16 protein-coding genes and 1 riboswitch are annotated in these 15,914 nt (G+C 58.1%); of the genes, 3 read left to right on the top strand and 13 right to left on the bottom strand.

Annotation, left to right across the window (positions count from 1 at the left end):
- Positions 1 to 38 precede the first annotated feature (38 nt).
- The 5 genes from EZI54_RS18345 to cbiB form a co-directional block, all read right to left on the bottom strand.
- A complete protein-coding gene (locus EZI54_RS18345) occupies positions 39 to 230 on the bottom strand; it encodes a CbtB domain-containing protein (protein WP_131483340.1) in 192 nt (63 codons plus the stop codon).
- Between the two features lie 34 nt (positions 231 to 264).
- Positions 265 to 478: riboswitch (cobalamin riboswitch) on the bottom strand.
- Positions 479 to 527: 49 nt separating this feature from the next.
- Complete coding sequence (bluB, locus tag EZI54_RS18340; RefSeq protein WP_131483339.1) at positions 528 to 1,241, bottom strand: 5,6-dimethylbenzimidazole synthase; 714 nt, start codon at positions 1,239 to 1,241, stop codon at positions 528 to 530.
- Positions 1,241 to 2,713, bottom strand: coding sequence for a cobyric acid synthase (locus EZI54_RS18335; RefSeq protein ID WP_131483338.1), 1,473 nt, complete (start codon positions 2,711 to 2,713; stop codon positions 1,241 to 1,243). The genes bluB and EZI54_RS18335 overlap by 1 nt, the downstream gene beginning before the upstream one ends.
- Before the next feature lie 18 nt (positions 2,714 to 2,731).
- Positions 2,732 to 3,799: a threonine-phosphate decarboxylase CobD gene (cobD, locus tag EZI54_RS18330; protein ID WP_131483337.1), complete on the bottom strand. Its 1,068-nt coding sequence runs from the start codon at positions 3,797 to 3,799 to the stop codon at positions 2,732 to 2,734.
- 14 nt (positions 3,800 to 3,813) lie between these two features.
- Complete coding sequence (cbiB, locus tag EZI54_RS18325) at positions 3,814 to 4,725, bottom strand: adenosylcobinamide-phosphate synthase CbiB (protein ID WP_131483336.1); 912 nt, start codon at positions 4,723 to 4,725, stop codon at positions 3,814 to 3,816.
- A gap of 146 nt (positions 4,726 to 4,871) precedes the next feature.
- On the opposite strand from cbiB, the gene cobT reads away from it, so the two are divergent.
- Together cobT and EZI54_RS18315 are read left to right on the top strand one after the other, a co-directional pair.
- Positions 4,872 to 5,930, top strand: coding sequence for a nicotinate-nucleotide--dimethylbenzimidazole phosphoribosyltransferase (cobT, locus tag EZI54_RS18320; RefSeq protein ID WP_131483335.1), 1,059 nt, complete (start codon positions 4,872 to 4,874; stop codon positions 5,928 to 5,930).
- Positions 5,930 to 6,559: a histidine phosphatase family protein gene (locus tag EZI54_RS18315; protein WP_131483334.1), complete on the top strand. Its 630-nt coding sequence runs from the start codon at positions 5,930 to 5,932 to the stop codon at positions 6,557 to 6,559. The genes cobT and EZI54_RS18315 overlap by 1 nt, the downstream gene beginning before the upstream one ends.
- A gap of 11 nt (positions 6,560 to 6,570) precedes the next feature.
- Here EZI54_RS18315 and cobU read toward each other — a convergent pair whose 3' ends face one another.
- Positions 6,571 to 7,089 carry a bifunctional adenosylcobinamide kinase/adenosylcobinamide-phosphate guanylyltransferase gene (gene cobU, locus EZI54_RS18310; RefSeq protein WP_131483333.1) on the bottom strand — a complete coding sequence of 173 codons (519 nt, stop codon included), beginning with the start codon at positions 7,087 to 7,089 and terminating at the stop codon, positions 6,571 to 6,573.
- A 145-nt stretch (positions 7,090 to 7,234) separates the two neighbouring features.
- Between cobU and cobS the strand changes: the two genes are divergently transcribed.
- The gene (gene cobS / locus EZI54_RS18305; protein ID WP_131483332.1) at positions 7,235 to 8,005 is read left to right on the top strand and encodes an adenosylcobinamide-GDP ribazoletransferase; all 771 of its coding nucleotides are present in this window, start codon (positions 7,235 to 7,237) and stop codon (positions 8,003 to 8,005) included.
- A 125-nt stretch (positions 8,006 to 8,130) separates the two neighbouring features.
- Here cobS and EZI54_RS18300 read toward each other — a convergent pair whose 3' ends face one another.
- From EZI54_RS18300 to EZI54_RS18270, 7 genes are all read right to left on the bottom strand, one after another.
- Complete coding sequence (locus tag EZI54_RS18300; RefSeq protein ID WP_131483331.1) at positions 8,131 to 8,409, bottom strand: hypothetical protein; 279 nt, start codon at positions 8,407 to 8,409, stop codon at positions 8,131 to 8,133.
- 238 nt (positions 8,410 to 8,647) lie between these two features.
- Positions 8,648 to 9,409 (bottom strand): SDR family NAD(P)-dependent oxidoreductase, encoded by a 762-nt coding sequence (locus EZI54_RS18295; protein ID WP_131483330.1) that lies wholly within the window; start codon positions 9,407 to 9,409, stop codon positions 8,648 to 8,650.
- A gap of 962 nt (positions 9,410 to 10,371) precedes the next feature.
- Positions 10,372 to 11,298: a cupin-like domain-containing protein gene (locus EZI54_RS18290; protein WP_131483329.1), complete on the bottom strand. Its 927-nt coding sequence runs from the start codon at positions 11,296 to 11,298 to the stop codon at positions 10,372 to 10,374.
- Positions 11,299 to 11,331: 33 nt separating this feature from the next.
- Positions 11,332 to 13,092, bottom strand: coding sequence for an ABC transporter ATP-binding protein (locus EZI54_RS18285; protein WP_165495795.1), 1,761 nt, complete (start codon positions 13,090 to 13,092; stop codon positions 11,332 to 11,334).
- A 105-nt stretch (positions 13,093 to 13,197) separates the two neighbouring features.
- Positions 13,198 to 13,527: an MbtH domain protein gene (locus EZI54_RS18280; RefSeq protein ID WP_131483327.1), complete on the bottom strand. Its 330-nt coding sequence runs from the start codon at positions 13,525 to 13,527 to the stop codon at positions 13,198 to 13,200.
- 96 nt (positions 13,528 to 13,623) lie between these two features.
- Positions 13,624 to 13,992 (bottom strand): aspartate 1-decarboxylase, encoded by a 369-nt coding sequence (gene panD / locus EZI54_RS18275; protein WP_131483326.1) that lies wholly within the window; start codon positions 13,990 to 13,992, stop codon positions 13,624 to 13,626.
- A 68-nt stretch (positions 13,993 to 14,060) separates the two neighbouring features.
- Positions 14,061 to 15,914 (bottom strand): thioesterase domain-containing protein (locus EZI54_RS18270; protein WP_131483325.1); only part of this gene is annotated, 1,854 nt, incomplete at its 5' end.

The following is a 15,914-nucleotide window of genomic DNA, read 5'->3' as shown; positions in this document are numbered from 1 at the left end:
ACCGACGGACGTCAGCGCATATCAGTGACGATCCGTGCTCAGTGGCAGGGAAAAACGAACGTGTGCCGGGTGTCGTGCGCCGCATTATGGGCCGCACTCATCGGCAGGAAGCCCACAGCGTAGAGGATCAGCGCGCCAAAAAGCGCCACCGCACCCTGCTGGATGGCCGAGGAAACTTTGGAACCGGAACGGGATGCCCGTTCGGTGGAAGGCGTGGACAATACAGACATGTTATCTCCCCCGGTGCCCGCCGCACCGTCAATGGATGGATCGAAGTGACGGGCCGGTCTTCGGGCTCGAAGAGGAAACGACCTAGCGATCGTCTCGTCGCCTGTGCCTTCCCGGCAGGTGCCAGTGGCTACTACAGGCTACATCTTCATTACCGATGCGGGGGCAGCGATGGAATTGGCCGTGAGGCCGCACCATACTTCCCGATTATCCTCTCCCCATGAGAGGCACCCATCTTCAAGTGGCCCATCGTAATGCAAGTCCTGCGACGGGCGCAACGCGTCATCGTGATTTGGGGATTATTTTCGCCGGGGGCGCTCGGCGAGCCATTCCGCCAACGGGTGCCCCGGCGCCAGTTCCCCCGACCAGTGGTCATGGTGCACCAGTTCCTCCAGCGGCAGCCGCGAACGCCAGCCTTTGGCCTGCAACTCCGGCTGGTCCAGGAACTCGCTGACGTAGCCGATGCACAGGTAAGCCAGTGGGTAGACGCTTTCCGGCAGCTCCAGCACACGCGCAAGGCTCGCCTGGTCCAGGATACTCACCCACCCCACGCCAATGCCTTCGGCGCGTGCCGCCAGCCACAGGTTCTGCACCGCCAGGCAGGTGCTGAACAGGTCGGTTTCGACGATGCTGTTGCGACCCAGCACGGTCGGACCGCCGCGACTGCGGTCACACGTGATACACAGGTTCAGGGGGCTGTCGAGGATGCCCTGGAGCTTGAGGCTGCGGTAAGTGGACTCGCGCTCCCCCGTGTAGTTGCCGGCGGCCCGCTCGTTTTCCTGATCGAAATTGTCCAGCACACGCCGGCGAACCTCCCGGCTCTCGATCACCAGGAAGTCCCAGGGCTGCATGAACCCCACCGAAGGCGCATGGTGCGCGGCCTCCAGGAGACGCCCCAGGACCGCCGCCGGCACCGGGTCAGGAAGGAACTGGGAGCGCACGTCCCGGCGCTCGAAAATGGCACGGTAGAGGCCCTGTCGCTCAGCATCGTTGAAAGCATTATCCGCAGACATCAAAACGATCCCTCTTTCAGTTTCAGCAGTTGGCGTAACAAGCCGGTATCCAGTTCTTTTTCCAGTTGATCGGCGAGCCGGTCGAGTTGTGTCAGACGGTGCTGCGCGTAGTCGATGGCCGCTTCGCTCCGGAGCCCCCAGTGCGCCAGTAGCGCCTGGCAGGCTTCCGGCCGGTCGAAAATGCCGTGGACGTAGGTGCCCATCACCTGCCCGTCCTCGCTGATGGCGCCATCCGGTCGACCGTCGAGATCGGCCAGGGGCGTCGCCAGAGCCGGGCCGGTAGTCACGCCGTTATGGATCTCGTAGCCGGTCAGCCAGCCCGGGGCATCCTGCACATCCAGGGTCAGGCGGCCGGTGACGTTTCGCAGTTGCTTGCCCGAAACCATGCGTGTGTTGATACCCAGCAGCCCCAGCCCTTCGGTGTTGCCGGGGGAACCTTCAAGCCCGTCCGGGTCGGCCACCCACTCCCCCAGCATCTGGAAACCGCCGCAAATGCCAAAGAGATGGCCGCCGTAGCGCAGGTGGCGGGTGATGGCCGCCGGCCAGCCCTGTGCCCGCAGCCAGTCCAGATCCGAACGGGTGCTTTTACTGCCGGGCAGGACAATAACGTCGCCCGGTGGAATCGCTTCACCCTCGCCTACAAATCGCAGGTCGACGTCCGGATGCGCCCGCAAGGGATCGAAGTCGTTGTGGTTACTGATGCGAGGCAGCCTCGGCACGATAACCCGGAGCTTCCCGTCGCCCTCGGCACCGCCCAGGTTCACGCTGTCCTCGGCATCCAGCAGCAGGCCCTTGAGGTAGGACAGCACGCCAACCACCGGCTTGCCGGTTCGCTCGGTGAGCCAGCTCAGTCCGGAATCCAGCAGCCCGGCATCCCCCCGGAAACGGTTGATCACGAAGCCGGCAATCCGCGCCCGCTCGCTTTCCGAAAGCAGTTCCAGGGTACCCACCAACTGGGCGAACACACCGCCCCGCTCGATATCACCCACCAGCAGGACCGGGCAATCGGCGGTCTCGGCAAACCCCATATTGGCAATATCGTTCGCCCGCAGGTTGATTTCCGCCGGGCTGCCGGCGCCCTCGGCAACGATCACGTCATAGCGCTGTGAGAGGTCCCGCCAGGCCGCCATCACCGATTGGGCGGCCTCCGCCTTGTAGGCGTGGTAGTCGAGCGCACCCATATTGCCGTGGACCTGTCCGCGCAGGATCACCTGGGCACCGCTGTCCGTCTGGGGCTTCAGGAGCACCGGGTTCATGTCGCTGTGCGGTTCAATGCCGCACGCCAGGGCCTGCAGGGCCGTGGATCGGCCGATCTCGCCACCGTCCACCGTCACCGCGCTGTTCAACGCCATATTCTGGGGCTTGAAGGGCGCCACCGAAATCCCCTGCCGGGCCAGCCAGCGACACAGGGCCGCGACAACCGTACTCTTGCCGGCATCCGATGTGGTGCCCTGGATCATTAACGTGGTCATGGTCTTTACGGCCTGTTTCTACAATACGGAGGACGGATGGCTGCCGGAGTCGGCAGACTCACCAACGGGAACCCGGATGCCGGACAGCGCCTCCCCGAGTCGAGTCCACTCACCTTCCCAGGCGGGCAGTCCGAAACGCAACGCAGGCGGGCGAGCGAACCGGCGCACCCAGATGCCCTGCTTTGCCAGTTCATCGGCAATCCGATCAGCCTCTTTCGTGACGACGTAACGGAACATCGCCGTGCCACCCTGCGGATACAGCCCGGCATCCGCCAGCAGCCGGGCCAGCCGCGCGCTGTCCCGGCGCAGGCGGTCCGCGGTGCGGCACTGCCAGTGAGTGTCCTGCAGTGCGGTTTCCATGATGGCCCTGGCGGGGCCATTGACCGCCCAGGGTCCGATCTCCGCTGCGAGTCGATCGACAATACCGGCATCGCCCAGCAAGGCGCCGGCCCTCAGCCCGGCAAGGCCGAAAAACTTGCCCAGGGATTTGAGCACCAACAATCCGGCACGATCGGTGAAGGCAGCCAGGCTCTGCGCCGATTCGTCCGGCAGCAGAAAGGCTTCGTCCACCACCAGCCAGCCGCCACGCGCCTGCAACCGATGATGCCAGTCCAGTAGCTGCTCGCGGTCGATCCGGAGCCCGGTGGGGTTATTGGGATGAATCCAGACCAGCACATCCAGTGAATCCAGCCAATCGTGGCCGTCCGCCAGGCGGGACAGATCGATGGGTACGACGTCATGGCCGGCCATGGCCCAGCGACGACCGTGCTCCTCATACCCGGGGGTCGGCACACCAACCCGACCGGCTTTCCGCAGTCGCGGCAGGCCCTGGATCGCCGCCTGGGAGCCCGGTACCGGCAACACCCCGGCGCGCGCCGGCGTTCCGGTCCAGTCGCGCAGGATCGGCTCGAGGCCATCGTCCTCCTCGGGCAGACGCTGCCAGACCGACGCCGGTAAGGCCGGAATGGGCCAGCCGTCCGGATTGATGCCGGTGGACAGGTCCAGCCACTGGTCCCTGGGGATGCCCCACTGACGCGCCGCCTCGTTGAGACGCCCTCCGTGTTCCAGTCGGTTTCGGGATGTCATGGTTCCTTCCGGTTTCAATGAATGGCCGACAACAGTACCGCCGCCACGAGCCACAGCCCGACCCCACGGTAAACCAGGCCGATCGACGCACGGATGGAGCCTGCCGTCGCCGCCGGCCCCTCGCCCAGCACGGGGCGCTGCCGCACCCCCTCACTGTATGGCGCTGCGCCACCCAGGGAAACGCCCAGCGCCCCGGCTCCGGCAGCCATTACGGGGCCCGCATTGGGGCTCTCCCAGTGGCGGCCCTGCGCCTGCCAACAGCGCCAGGCCGTCGCCGTCTGACCCGCCAGGGTGTACGTGAGCGCGGTCAGGCGGGCGGGGATAAAGTTCATCACGTCGTCCAACCGCGCCGCGAAGCGACCGAACCGATCGAACCGATCATTCCGGTAGCCCCACATGGCATCCAGGGTATTGACCGTCCGATGCAGGATGACACCCGGCAAGCCCGCAAGCAGATACCAGAACAGGCTGGCGAAGACCGCATCAGCCCCGTTTTCAAGCATTGACTCGGTAGCGGCCGTCGCCACGCCGGTTTGGTCCAGTGCTCCGGAGTTGCGGCTGACAATCCGGCCGACCGCATCCCGGGCCGCAGTCAAGTCGCCCCGCTCCAGTGCCACGGCAACCGCTCGCCCGTGCTCCGCCAGCCCCCTGAGCGACATGGCCAGCCATAGCACCAGGGCTTCCAGCGCCAGTCGCAAGGCATCGGGAAGCCCATCGGCAAGCATCCAGGCCACCGCCGTCATCGGCGCGACCAGCACCAAAACCGCGACGAAACCGCGGGAAACCGATCCCGGCGGACGATTGAGCGCCCGCTCAACACAGGTCGCCAGCGCGCCAAAGGCCACCACAGGATGCCATCGGCGGGGCTCTCCCAGCCAATGATCCATCAGGACGGCCACCACACAGACAGCGGCAGATGCAAACACTTCGTGTAATCCTCGGAGAGTCGCCCCGGCGATTGACCCAGGGCATGATTCCAGACAAGCGGCACAGTCTACTCGACCGACACCGCCTTGACACCCTATCGGCGGCGTACGACTATCGTCCGCCCGTTCACCCGCAGGACTCTGTTATGACTCTACCCGTAGCCTGGAAAATGCCCCTGCCCCTCCCCGACCCGGCCTGTATCGAAGGCGCCCGGGCACAACAGAATTCGCTGACCAAGCCCCCCGGGTCGCTGGGCCGGCTGGAAGAAGCCGCCGTTGCCCTGTGCGGCCAGCAGCACCGCGCCGTGCCTTCAGTCGACCGCGTCCACATCGCTGTCTTTGCCGGTGATCACGGGGTTTGTGACGAGGGAGTCTCCGCTTTCCCGCAGGCGGTTACGGCCCAGATGATCGCCAATTTTGCCGGTGGTGGTGCGGCCATCAGCGTCCTGGCCCGGGAGCTCGGTGCCGCGCTGGAAGTGGTTAACCTGGGTACAGTCGGTAATGTTCCTGCGGACCTGCCCGGTGTGATCGATGCGTCGATTGCACCCGCGACCGGCAACATTGCCGTTCAACCGGCCATGACGGATGTCCAGGTTGCCGCTGCGTTGACGGCGGGCGACCGGGCCGCGGCCCGAGCCGCCGAAGCCGGTGCCGACCTGCTGATTGCCGGAGACATGGGGATTGGCAACACGACCACGGCCGCTGCCGTAGCCTGTGCCCTGCTATACGAAGCTCCGGAAGCCCTGGTGGGCGCCGGTACTGGCCTCGCCCCCGAAGCCATCCAGCACAAAGCGACGGTCGTTGGCCGCGCCCTGAATCGCCACGGAGAAAATCGCGAGCCGCTGGCCGTCCTCCAGTCCCTGGGCGGCTTCGAAATCGCCGCCATTGCCGGCGCCTATCTAGGGGCCGCCGCCCGGGGCATCCCGGTTCTGGTGGATGGCTTTATCGCCTCAGCGGGCGCCCTGATCGCGGTCCGCCAGCAGCCCACGCTGCGTTCCTGGCTGCATTTTGGCCATCGCTCTGCCGAACAGGGTCACCGCCGCGTGCTGGACGCCCTGGAAGCCGAGCCGCTGCTCGATCTGGGCATGCGCCTTGGTGAAGGAAGCGGTGCCGCAACGGCCGTGACGCTACTGCGCTCCGCCTGTGCCCTGCACAACCGGATGGCAAGCTTTGCCGATGCCGGCGTCAGCGATGGGAAGGGATGATGCGCGATGAACCGACACTGATCGACCTGATCCGCCACGGCGAGCCCAGTGGCGGCCCCATGTTCCGCGGCAGCAAGGACGATCCGCTCAGCGACACCGGCTGGCAGCAGATGCGTTCGGCCGTCTCCGCTGATGATCGCTGGGATGTGATCGTGACCTCGCCGCTGCGACGGTGCCGGGGCTTTGCGGAATGGCTTGGGGCGGAACGAGGGATCAAGGTTGACGTCATCGACCAGCTGCGGGAAATCAGCTTCGGTGATTGGGAAGGCAGGACCGCAGCAGACATTGAAGCGGCGTACGGCGACCACCTGCAACGCTTCTGGGCGGACCCGGTCGCCAACACCCCGGCAGGCGGCGAGGTGATCACGGCGTTTTCCGAACGGGTTTTGGCGGGCTGGGCGCAGCTACAAGCATCCTATGCCGGCCAGCGGGTGCTCCTGGTCTGCCACGGTGGCGTCATCCGCATGATCCTGGCAAGCGTGCTGGGCATCCCGTTGAGCCAGTCCTTTTCCGGCTTTGCCGTGCCGTTCGCCTGCCGCAGCCGGATCCGGGTCGATGAGACCGCGTACGGCGAATTCAGCGCATTGCTAAGCCATACGCCGCTGACCACAGAACCTCACCTGCTCTGACCAGGACCCGATCAGGCTGGTGCTTTCAGGGTCAGCGGCAGCCCGGCTACGCTCATCAGGACCCGGTCGCAGACCTCGGCCAACGCCTGGTTCAGCAGCCCCAGTTCATCACAGAAGCGCCGCGTCAGCGGGTCCATGCCGATCGTTCCCAGGCCGACTTCGTTGCTGACGATCACCACCGGCCCGGCATAGCCACCCAGCCCCTCGATAAAGCGATTCTTCTCCATGTCCAGTGTCTGATCTCCGGACTGCAGCAGGTTACTCAGCCAAAGGCTCATGCAGTCCACCAACAGACAGACGCCGGTCGGCTGAGAGTCCAGCACACGACCCAGTGATACCGGCTCCTCGACCAGTCCCCACTCATCGGGACGCAAAGACTGATGCCGCCTGATCCGGCGGGCCATTTCGTCGTCTCCGGCCGTAGCGGTCGCCACATAGGTCACGGCGGCACCGGATTCACCCGCCACCTGTTCCGCCAACGCCGTCTTGCCTGAGCGAATACCGCCCAGCACCAGTATCTTTTCGGCCATCCACCGGTTCTCCAACAATCGGTTCTTCCGTTTCGCCTCTCACCGAGGCTGCGGGGCCGCATAGATTAACACGTCGACAGCCCTGCCCCTGTCAATTCAATCGTTTCCCTTTAGAATGCGCCTTTGGCCGGAAAATGAGTGACCCGTGAGCACAACGACATCCCGATTGACCCAGGAATGGCAGACCTTCTGGCTGGCCGTGAGTTTCCTCACACGGATTCCATTGCCGGTCCGGATCGACTACTCACAGCAACGGATGAACAACAGCAGCATGTACTTCCCGCTGGTGGGCCTGCTGCTTGGCGGGATCTACGCGTCCGTTTACACCGCCCTGGGCGCGATGTTCAGCCCGCTGGTCAGCGTGTTGCTGGTGATGGGCCTGCACCTGTGGCTGACCGGCGCTTTCCATGAAGACGGCCTGGCGGACAGCGTCGATGCCCTTGGGGGCGGTTATACGGTGGAAGATCGGCTGCGCATCATGAAGGACAGCCGAATTGGCACCTACGGGGCGGTCGCCCTCACCATGACCCTCGCGCTCAAAGCGGCCCTGCTGCTGGATGCCCAACCGGTTTGGCTGGCCCTGATGCTGGCGCCCGCCATCTCACGGTTTACGCCCCTGCTGATGATGCACTACCTGCCTTATGTGACGCTCTCCGAGCACAGCAAGACCAAACCGGTCGCGTCGGGCTTTCCGGCCAAACGTCTGGGCTTTGCGTTCGCGGTGACGCTGCTGATCGTCGCGGGTGGCGCGCTCCAGGCGGATGGGTTGCTGCTGACCAGTCTGCTGGCAACCGCCGGCGTCGCGCTGGTATGGGGGCGCTACCTGAAGACACAACTGGGCGGCTACACCGGTGACGCACTGGGCGCCAGCGTGATTCTATCGGAACTGGTGTTACTGATGGGGCTGACGATTTAAGTCAAATCAGAACCTGGGCCTTGGCTTCCCACCCGTAGCGCAATTCCTGCTCGCCGGCAGGCGCGCTCTTGAGAGATAGGGCTTTATCGACCATTTTGGAACAAACCTGAACATGAAGTTAGGAATTACGCTAAAGCGATCAGCGGTCCGTATATCCAGGCAACATAGCAGGCGGTCTCCGCCAGGACCACATCTTTGTGGCGCAACTCGCGTTCTAACTGCCTGATCCGCTGCCTGGCCGCCCTTTCCTCTTCCCGCTCAGCTCGGGTCTTGACGGCTTTGGCCGCGCGGTTAGCCTGCTCGCAGCCACTGCGCCACGCCTTGATCTGCTCGACATACGGACCTTTGCGCCGGCAGTATTCCGCTAGCTCAGACTCATTGAGTCCGGCGTTTTCCAATACCACGCGAAACTTGTCTTGGCTCGACCACTGATCGGCCTGCTTCCCATACGGCTCCCGCGGTTCTGGCCTGTTTGCGCCAAGTTACGGGGTCGCATCCGTAATGTCGGTCACCTCAACCAACTCCGACACACGACAGTTCATCGGCGCTCTCATCTGCCATCCCGGTGCTCTCGAATAACGCGCCACACAGCCCGCACTTTCGCCCACCGCTCAAAATTGATTGAATCAATTGACACGACAACTATCCTGTCACAGTGGGAAATCCAAGTGAAAAATGCTGTCTAGTTGGGATCACTTCAAGTACGTTAATATTGACATGAGCTGGAGCTGCGTAACACCAATAAACACTTTCGGCCACGTCTTCAGGTCTAAGATACTCTTTCCCACTATACAAAGCGTTTGCTTTACTTTGATCTCCTTTGAATCGCACTAAGGCAAACTCCGTTTTTGACATGCCAGGAGCCACGCAGCAAACCCTTACACCCGTGCCAGTGAGATCGGATTTCAGGTTTAGGGAAAAACTATTAACGAAGGCTTTTGACGCTGCATATACATTCCCACCGACATATGGATAATACGCTGCAATAGAACCAATGTTAATTATCTGCCCTCGATCTTTTTTTATCATCGAAGGAAGTACCGCATGCGTACAATACAATAACCCTTTTATGTTTGTATCTATTATTTGCTCCCAGTCATCTAGCGAGTTTGATTGAGCTGGACCGAAACCAAGCGAAAGCCCAGCATTGTTAATTAGGCAGTCAATATTTGAAAATGGTTCTTCTAATTTTGACAGGAATCCTTCAACTTCATCCTTATTCCTAACGTCAACTGTTCCAACTAAAACCTGGTCTCCGTGCTCTTCTTTCAATTCATTTAATCTCTCCATTCGCCTAGCTATAGCTATTACTCGTATACCTTCGCTCAAAAACCTTTTAGCTGTTGCCAACCCGAAACCTGAAGAGGCCCCTGTTATCAATACCGATCCCTTCTTAATATCCATCGTTGTCTCCTCGATTTGTTTCAACCGGGTTAAATGGGCACTCCCATTTTTTCGGTGGGTTTACTGGAACACTGACGAGCTTCACTTTCGTCACTAAACTCAGCCAGATTTCGATTTAGATCTTATTGTGTTTTAGGTTCGCGCGCCCTTATGGTTTTTTGTAATGGTTGATGTGTAGTATTTATTTGCATATTTGACTGTTGGTGAGAGTTAAATGCATTTGATGAAAAAAAACCTCTGCAACCCATATACGCCTCCCCATGATTGTTTGCTCCAATGACGTTAAGCATGAATCTAGAGATTTCAGGCGAAAACGAGCCAACAGGTACGCGCTCCGCTTAACAAGTCGGAGCTAATCTATCTTATTCCAATAACATGCTTTTCCGATGGCAAACAGCATTACACGGATTTAGGGAGCATTAACGGAACAGACTCTTACCAACAAGCCTGCATTATTATCAAAGATGCCGAGGACTTGTTCTTGCGCAATTGATTTTGGATACCAGGAATCGAACTGTTGTAGAAATAAAACCGGAGCCGTCCGCAAAAAGAATAGCTCTTCTTTTCACCATCTACTCTGCCGATTAGATGCCGTTTTAAATGATGGCCATAAACGGCTTTGGAGTTATATTTTTCAGCCCAAAGCCCTAGACACCACGCTCCTCATCAAGAGGTCCAGGGAAGGTAATTTTCGGCGCATCCATCGCTCCGACAAATTGCGATTTCCCGGTCAGGGTTTCAGCTGCATCTAATATAGGCGCATTATTCATACACAGGCCCCTTCTAAAAGTTATTTAGGTAACGCAGGTTAATGCCTATTGTAAATCAACCAAATGAATCAAGCAGGTTCATTTGGTTGCCCATTCAAAAAATATTAAAAACTTCCCGCCAATGGTAATTTTCAATAATAAAATACATGCCATGACATGAATTTGTAACAAAATATGCTTTCTCGGCGATGGTTATATGGGCCACCATTTTTCGTTGGCTTTCTTACGCCGGTACGTGCTGTACGCAACACGCGCCAGCAGTGGGATCAGAACCATCGGGGCCTGAAGCATGACGGTCTTTATCGCCCCCTTGATGATCGGCTCATTCCAATCGCCGAAGCGGGTAATCGGTGTTCTGAAACAATGGGCATAGGTGACCCCGGGCTCAGCGTTGACTGGGTCAATCCCATGCCACCAAAACGGCGGGATGTAGATGGAGTCACCAGCCTCGATAATACCTTCATATTTCGTAATCTGGCGATCTTTTGGGAAAAACTCCCTCCCGCAAGACATGTGGTGAAGATTCGACGAGATAGGGCGGGAAAATCCTCGCCAATCGCCTTTATTGAGGCGAAACAGCGATACCTTCTTCGATCCTACGATTTGGCTCGTAATCGTTTCATCGGTTGGATGAAAATGCCAATCGGTCGATGCATTCTTATAGATGAAGACTCGCTTCCCTACATAAAAAAGAGGACGCTCCTCAAACGCCTTACTTATGAATGAGTAGTCGCCAATATCTTCTTCCCATTGCTCAGGAATCTGAGTAGCAGGGATAGATAACGTCATATCGTCATCTGCGCTATACAATTCCCTCAGACAATCGGCCAGCCTTTGCTCATATAGAGCGGTGTCATAATAGATATCCATGGGGAGTGCATTGAAGGTTCTGGACATATTCACCTTCTCATCATCCACGCGGGATTCGAGATAGCCGGCCATCTTCCATTTTTCCACTGCCGGCCAGTCGCTAATAGCGCCTTTAATGATAACCGGGGTATGGGTGAGAACAAATTCGGTCCAGAATTGTTGGGCATTCAGAGAGTTTGCGTCAATGCTACGCACGGTTTCGACCTTGCCCGGAACAAGATCGATCACCCTTACAATCTTATTAGTCATAATCGTTTCCCAAATAACGGCAATTTTTATCTTCTACGCAGATTCCTTTTCCCGAACCTGCTGGAACTGATGCTCCACCAAGGATGCATACCCCGGCTGAGAGCACAGCAGTTCTTTATGAGTACCGGCACCGGCGACTTCACCGTCCTCAAGATAATAGATCCGATCCGCTTGCGTGATTGTATACAGCCGGTGAGCGACCACAATATTGGTCCGCCCCTCCATCAGACTCTTGAGCGCAGTCCTGACGACGTGTTCTGTTTCCCCGTCCAGACTGGAAGTCGCCTCATCCAGAATGAGAAAATCGGGATTACGAAGGAACACCCGCGCGATGGCGATCCTCTGACGTTGCCCGCCAGATAAATTATTTCCCTGCTCGATCAGCATGGAATCGAATCCCTGGGGAAGATCCAGAATGAATGACAATGCGCCGGCCTTCTCCGCGGCGCTTCTCAATTCTTTCTCGGAAACGCGCCTGGAAAGGCCGTAAGTGATGTTGTCCCGAACGCTACCGGGTATCACGGATGCCGCTTGCGAAACATATCCGATACTCTTGCGCCACGTCATAAGATCGATATCCGTGATCGGTTTTCCGCCGAATGTGATCTCCCCCTTCACAGGTACGTAAAAACGCTCGATCAAGGAAAGGATCGTGGTTTTCCCGCTCCCCGTCCTGCCAACAAGAGCCGTCGTTGTACCAGGCTCGATACGCAAATCCACTCCCCGGAGAACGGGTGCCCTGCCCCCCTTGTAGGAAAAGCAAACGTCCCGAAATTCGAGAATGTCTGAAGCCGGCCGTTCATTTCGGCCTGAAACGTCATACTCATTCTGCTCTCGAAGAATCTCGGCGATTCGTCGAGATGCGCCCTTGGCCCGCTGAAGCTCCGCCGCAAAATTGCTCAGTTGCCCTAGCGGGGTGACAATATTGAAGATATACAAGATAAAGGCCGTCAAGGTCCCGACGCTCAGATCGCTCTGGCCGATCCTGGTGCCACCGTAGATCAGAATGATCAGTACACAACCGATCAATGCCATGTCCCTTATCGGCTCCAAGGATGAGATGATCCTCATGTTGCGACATCCGAAAACCGTCAGCGAATCAATCACTTCTTTGCAACGTGCCTTTTCTTTGTGTTCCGCCGTGAACGCCTTGACAAGACGGATCTCGGAAAAAATCTGTGTGAGTATGCTGCTCAACTTCGCCGTCTGGCCCTGCACGCTTTTCGCCAGTGGTTCCAGTTTGACCACGATTGACAAGATGATAAGGAAGGCCAACAAAGTCGTCGTCAGCATGATCATCGTCAACTTCAAGTCGAGCAGGGCGAGTACTACAATCGACCCGATAAGCACAATTGCACTACGGATCACGCCTACGAACTGCCCGGTGGCAAGACCCGATATGGTTTGACAATCACCGATAACGCGACTGACCCGGTCACCGGTTTCCTCTTCGTCAAATGAAGACACTGGAAGCGCCAAAATCTTCCCAGTTAATGCATGACGCAGCTCCGCAACGATTTGGTAACCGATCCGCGATAGCACATACTCCCCAGCCGCCCGAACCACGGAGGCCCCCACTACAACCAGGACAAGGACCGCAATCGTATCCGTTAGATCGACACCAATGCCGCCTCCGTTCAATGCATCAATAAGATGCTTGGTAACAAGGGGGTACGCAAGCATTCCGAGCCCTCCGGCAATCGAAAGCGTGGCGCCCAGCAACAGCATCCTTGCAGACGGCTTTGCTGTTCGGATTAGTTGCCACAAGTCCCGATAAGAACGCTTGGGTTCCATATCTACTCCTCTGAAGCCAGCCGATCTGCCGGCGAACCAACTTGTCTTGCGTTGTGCTATCGGCATAAATTTCAACGAAGTCCCATACCTGGCCACAGGCCCGGATTACACGGTCATCGGTGATTTCTTTTCCAACGACACTTCCGCCTGCAACGAGTTCAGGTCGATCTTGGCAGTACACCGCAAAGCCACATAGTCGAGAACAATGTCTCCGGTAAGCTTCAGAGTCCCGTTCCCTTTCTCGAAATCCACACTGTCGGTCTCCAGCTCATCGCTGTTGACCGGGATACCAAGTACGGTCCCACCACGCGTATTCGGGAATCGGATATGAACCATCCCAACATCAATTCCTTCCTTCAATTCCTGCGCATTCGTTATGCGCTCCAGAATCACGGGATGGGCTCCGATCAACAGCTTGTCGACGAGCTTACTCATTATCTTCTCCTCATGCTTGCACACACTGTATGAAGGATTGTTCGCCATCCGACTGTGGCGTTGATATACCCGTGGAAAAAGGACAACAACCGCAACTCACAGGTATTCCGGCCGAACTTCGCGGACCCGATTCTGGGGGTCCACATGTACGATCACCGGCTCATACGCGTCCAGTTCAGATTCGGCGTACAGACCATAGGCACAGACAATGACCAAGTGGCCGGGCTTGGCATAGTGGGCAGCGGCGCCATTGAGAGAGATCATGCCGCTGCCCGCCGGCGCAACGATAGCGTAGGTCGTGAGACGTTTGCCGTTGGTTATATTGTAAACGTCGATCTGTTCATTCGGACGAATACCGGACTTTTCCAGCAGATTGCGATCAATCCCGCAGGACCCTTCGTAATCCAGCTCGACCTGAGTTACCGTCGCGCGGTGGATCTTGGCTTTTAGCATTTTGGTATACATTCCTACCTCCAGGTACACAACGTCGTTTCCAATGAAGAGAGATGCATCAGTCATTACTGCGAGATGCGTTACAAAAGACAGTTTGCCTTCCACCATTTAGAGAGATCAGCGACATAGGGCGGTCTCAAAATGGTGAAATGATTGCCTCGCACCTCCTGGCACTTCAATTCGGGCGCAAACTCACGCCAGGATTCAATGTGTTTCGCGAAAGTCTGTTCATTCGACGGGCCGTCTTTGCGAGGATCCGGGCAAAGCACCATATGCAGCGGGTGTTCGTACGAATGAGAAGGACGGTAGCTGGTGCGAAGCCCTGCGGCGAAAGTGCGCAAAACGCCCTGGAACATTTCTGGGCTCGCGCTGGCGGGGACCTGGCTCGTATCGACCATTGCTTGACACAGAATTTCCAGCTGTTCCTTGTCGCTCTTGCCACGAAGAAGGCTTTTTGCTGACGCCAGGCACTGACCCGACGAAAGCTCCAGGGCATCAAGTAATTCGGTCAGGACATCATCACTCGTATAGGGCGATGGCGGCAGCGGGGGATGAGAATCAATGAGCATCAGCGAGGCAACGGACCGTCCGGCCATCTGCAACCTGAGGGCCATTTCAAAGGCCACCCAGCCACCGAAGGAATGCCCGATCAAGTGGACCGGCCCCCGCGCAACGATATCCGCAATCGCATCCAGGTAACAGGCTGCCGCAGCCTCGACAGTGCTGTGTGGAACGGTACCGTTACCTTCCAAACCACGCGGCTGCAGGCCATAAGCAGGTCGATCAGTGCCGATGGCGTCGACAAGCCCCATCATACTGATCACGCTGTCGCCCGCGCCTGGAAGGCACACAACAGGAACCTCATTCACCCGCCCTGTTTGCAGGCTGACCAACGGCCGGTAAGCGGCTTCCTGTTTTGGGAAATCCGTGGCTTCTACCTCACTGAGAGCCTGATTGATGGCGCTGCCCAGGGTGGGAGCATGCCCTTTAACCATGGTTTCGTGATTCCCCGGCACTTTTACCTTGCGAATCAAATGGGATGGCATGGTCGACGTCCACCCCATGGCATCATCGGTTTCAATTCCGCCTGGCGCCTTTTCCTCGGCAATGAAGAGATGTATGGGCATGGGAACAGGAAAGCGTGAATAGGCACTAATCGCTTTCGAGATCACGACACATCGATTGGAAAGCTGCCATATTTGTTCATCCTTCAGGGATTCTAGCTTTTCGGGAAGCGCACGCATCTCCCTGAACCTTTCAAGAAGATCAAAGAAACCAAGCTCATTCGCCATGCTCGCACAGGATTCGGCCAAGCCCTTCGTGCGGCCAAGTTCATTACAGAACTCCAATAAGAACGTATTCACCGTCCAGTCTTCCCTCAGGTTCCGAGTCTCGGGCGCGTAGGAATCAAACAGCCCGACAAACTCCACCTGTTGGTCCTGGCCCAGCAACTGGACGGCAATTTCGTATGCAAAGAAACCGCCGGCACACCAACCTGCAATTCGATAGGGGCCTTCCGGCTGGACATCACGTATCATCTTCACGTGGCGACATGCCTGTTCCTGGAGTGTTGGCGGCTGAGGCTCATCTGCAGGAATTGCAGACAAACCGTAGATCGGCGTATCGCTGTCAATATGATCGGCAAGCCCGGAGATATAGGAGTCAAGCCCCAGACCGTCATGGACAATAAACAGGGGCTTGCGGAAACCCGTTGTGCGTAATGCCAAAGCCTGATGGCTTGAAACCTTCTGAGCCAAAGAGACGTTCTTGGCCAGTTCAGCGAGACTTGGATGCTTGAACAGCACCTGCACGTCCGCCTGCAGCTCCGCCTGGCGCATCCGCTCGATCAGCCGCACCGCCAACAGCGAGTGACCGCCCAGGGCAAAGAAGTTGTCGTGCCGGCTCACCCGCTCCACGCCCAGCAGCTCCTGCCA

It is taken from the genome of Marinobacter halodurans (genome assembly GCF_004327985.1).
GTDB lineage: Bacteria > Pseudomonadota > Gammaproteobacteria > Pseudomonadales > Oleiphilaceae > Marinobacter_A > Marinobacter_A halodurans.
The sequence above is the reverse complement of the archived record's forward strand: the minus strand, read 5'-3'. Positions and strand labels throughout refer to the sequence as shown.

What these genes read in the sequence shown, in the direction of transcription:
- EZI54_RS18345 (WP_131483340.1), bottom strand. Translation starts at nt 230, where the DNA reads ATGTCTGTATTGTCCACGCCTTCCACCGAACGGGCATCCCGTTCCGGT.
- bluB (WP_131483339.1), bottom strand. Translation starts at nt 1,241, where the DNA reads ATGTCTGCGGATAATGCTTTCAACGATGCTGAGCGACAGGGCCTCTAC.
- EZI54_RS18335 (WP_131483338.1), bottom strand. Translation starts at nt 2,713, where the DNA reads ATGACCACGTTAATGATCCAGGGCACCACATCGGATGCCGGCAAGAGT.
- cobD (WP_131483337.1), bottom strand. Translation starts at nt 3,799, where the DNA reads ATGACATCCCGAAACCGACTGGAACACGGAGGGCGTCTCAACGAGGCG.
- cobT (WP_131483335.1), top strand. Translation starts at nt 4,872, where the DNA reads ATGACTCTACCCGTAGCCTGGAAAATGCCCCTGCCCCTCCCCGACCCG.
- EZI54_RS18315 (WP_131483334.1), top strand. Translation starts at nt 5,930, where the DNA reads ATGCGCGATGAACCGACACTGATCGACCTGATCCGCCACGGCGAGCCC.
- cobU (WP_131483333.1), bottom strand. Translation starts at nt 7,089, where the DNA reads ATGGCCGAAAAGATACTGGTGCTGGGCGGTATTCGCTCAGGCAAGACG.
- EZI54_RS18295 (WP_131483330.1), bottom strand. Translation starts at nt 9,409, where the DNA reads ATGGATATTAAGAAGGGATCGGTATTGATAACAGGGGCCTCTTCAGGT.
- EZI54_RS18290 (WP_131483329.1), bottom strand. Translation starts at nt 11,298, where the DNA reads ATGACTAATAAGATTGTAAGGGTGATCGATCTTGTTCCGGGCAAGGTC.
- EZI54_RS18285 (WP_165495795.1), bottom strand. Translation starts at nt 13,092, where the DNA reads ATGGAACCCAAGCGTTCTTATCGGGACTTGTGGCAACTAATCCGAACA.
- EZI54_RS18280 (WP_131483327.1), bottom strand. Translation starts at nt 13,527, where the DNA reads ATGAGTAAGCTCGTCGACAAGCTGTTGATCGGAGCCCATCCCGTGATT.
- panD (WP_131483326.1), bottom strand. Translation starts at nt 13,992, where the DNA reads ATGTATACCAAAATGCTAAAAGCCAAGATCCACCGCGCGACGGTAACT.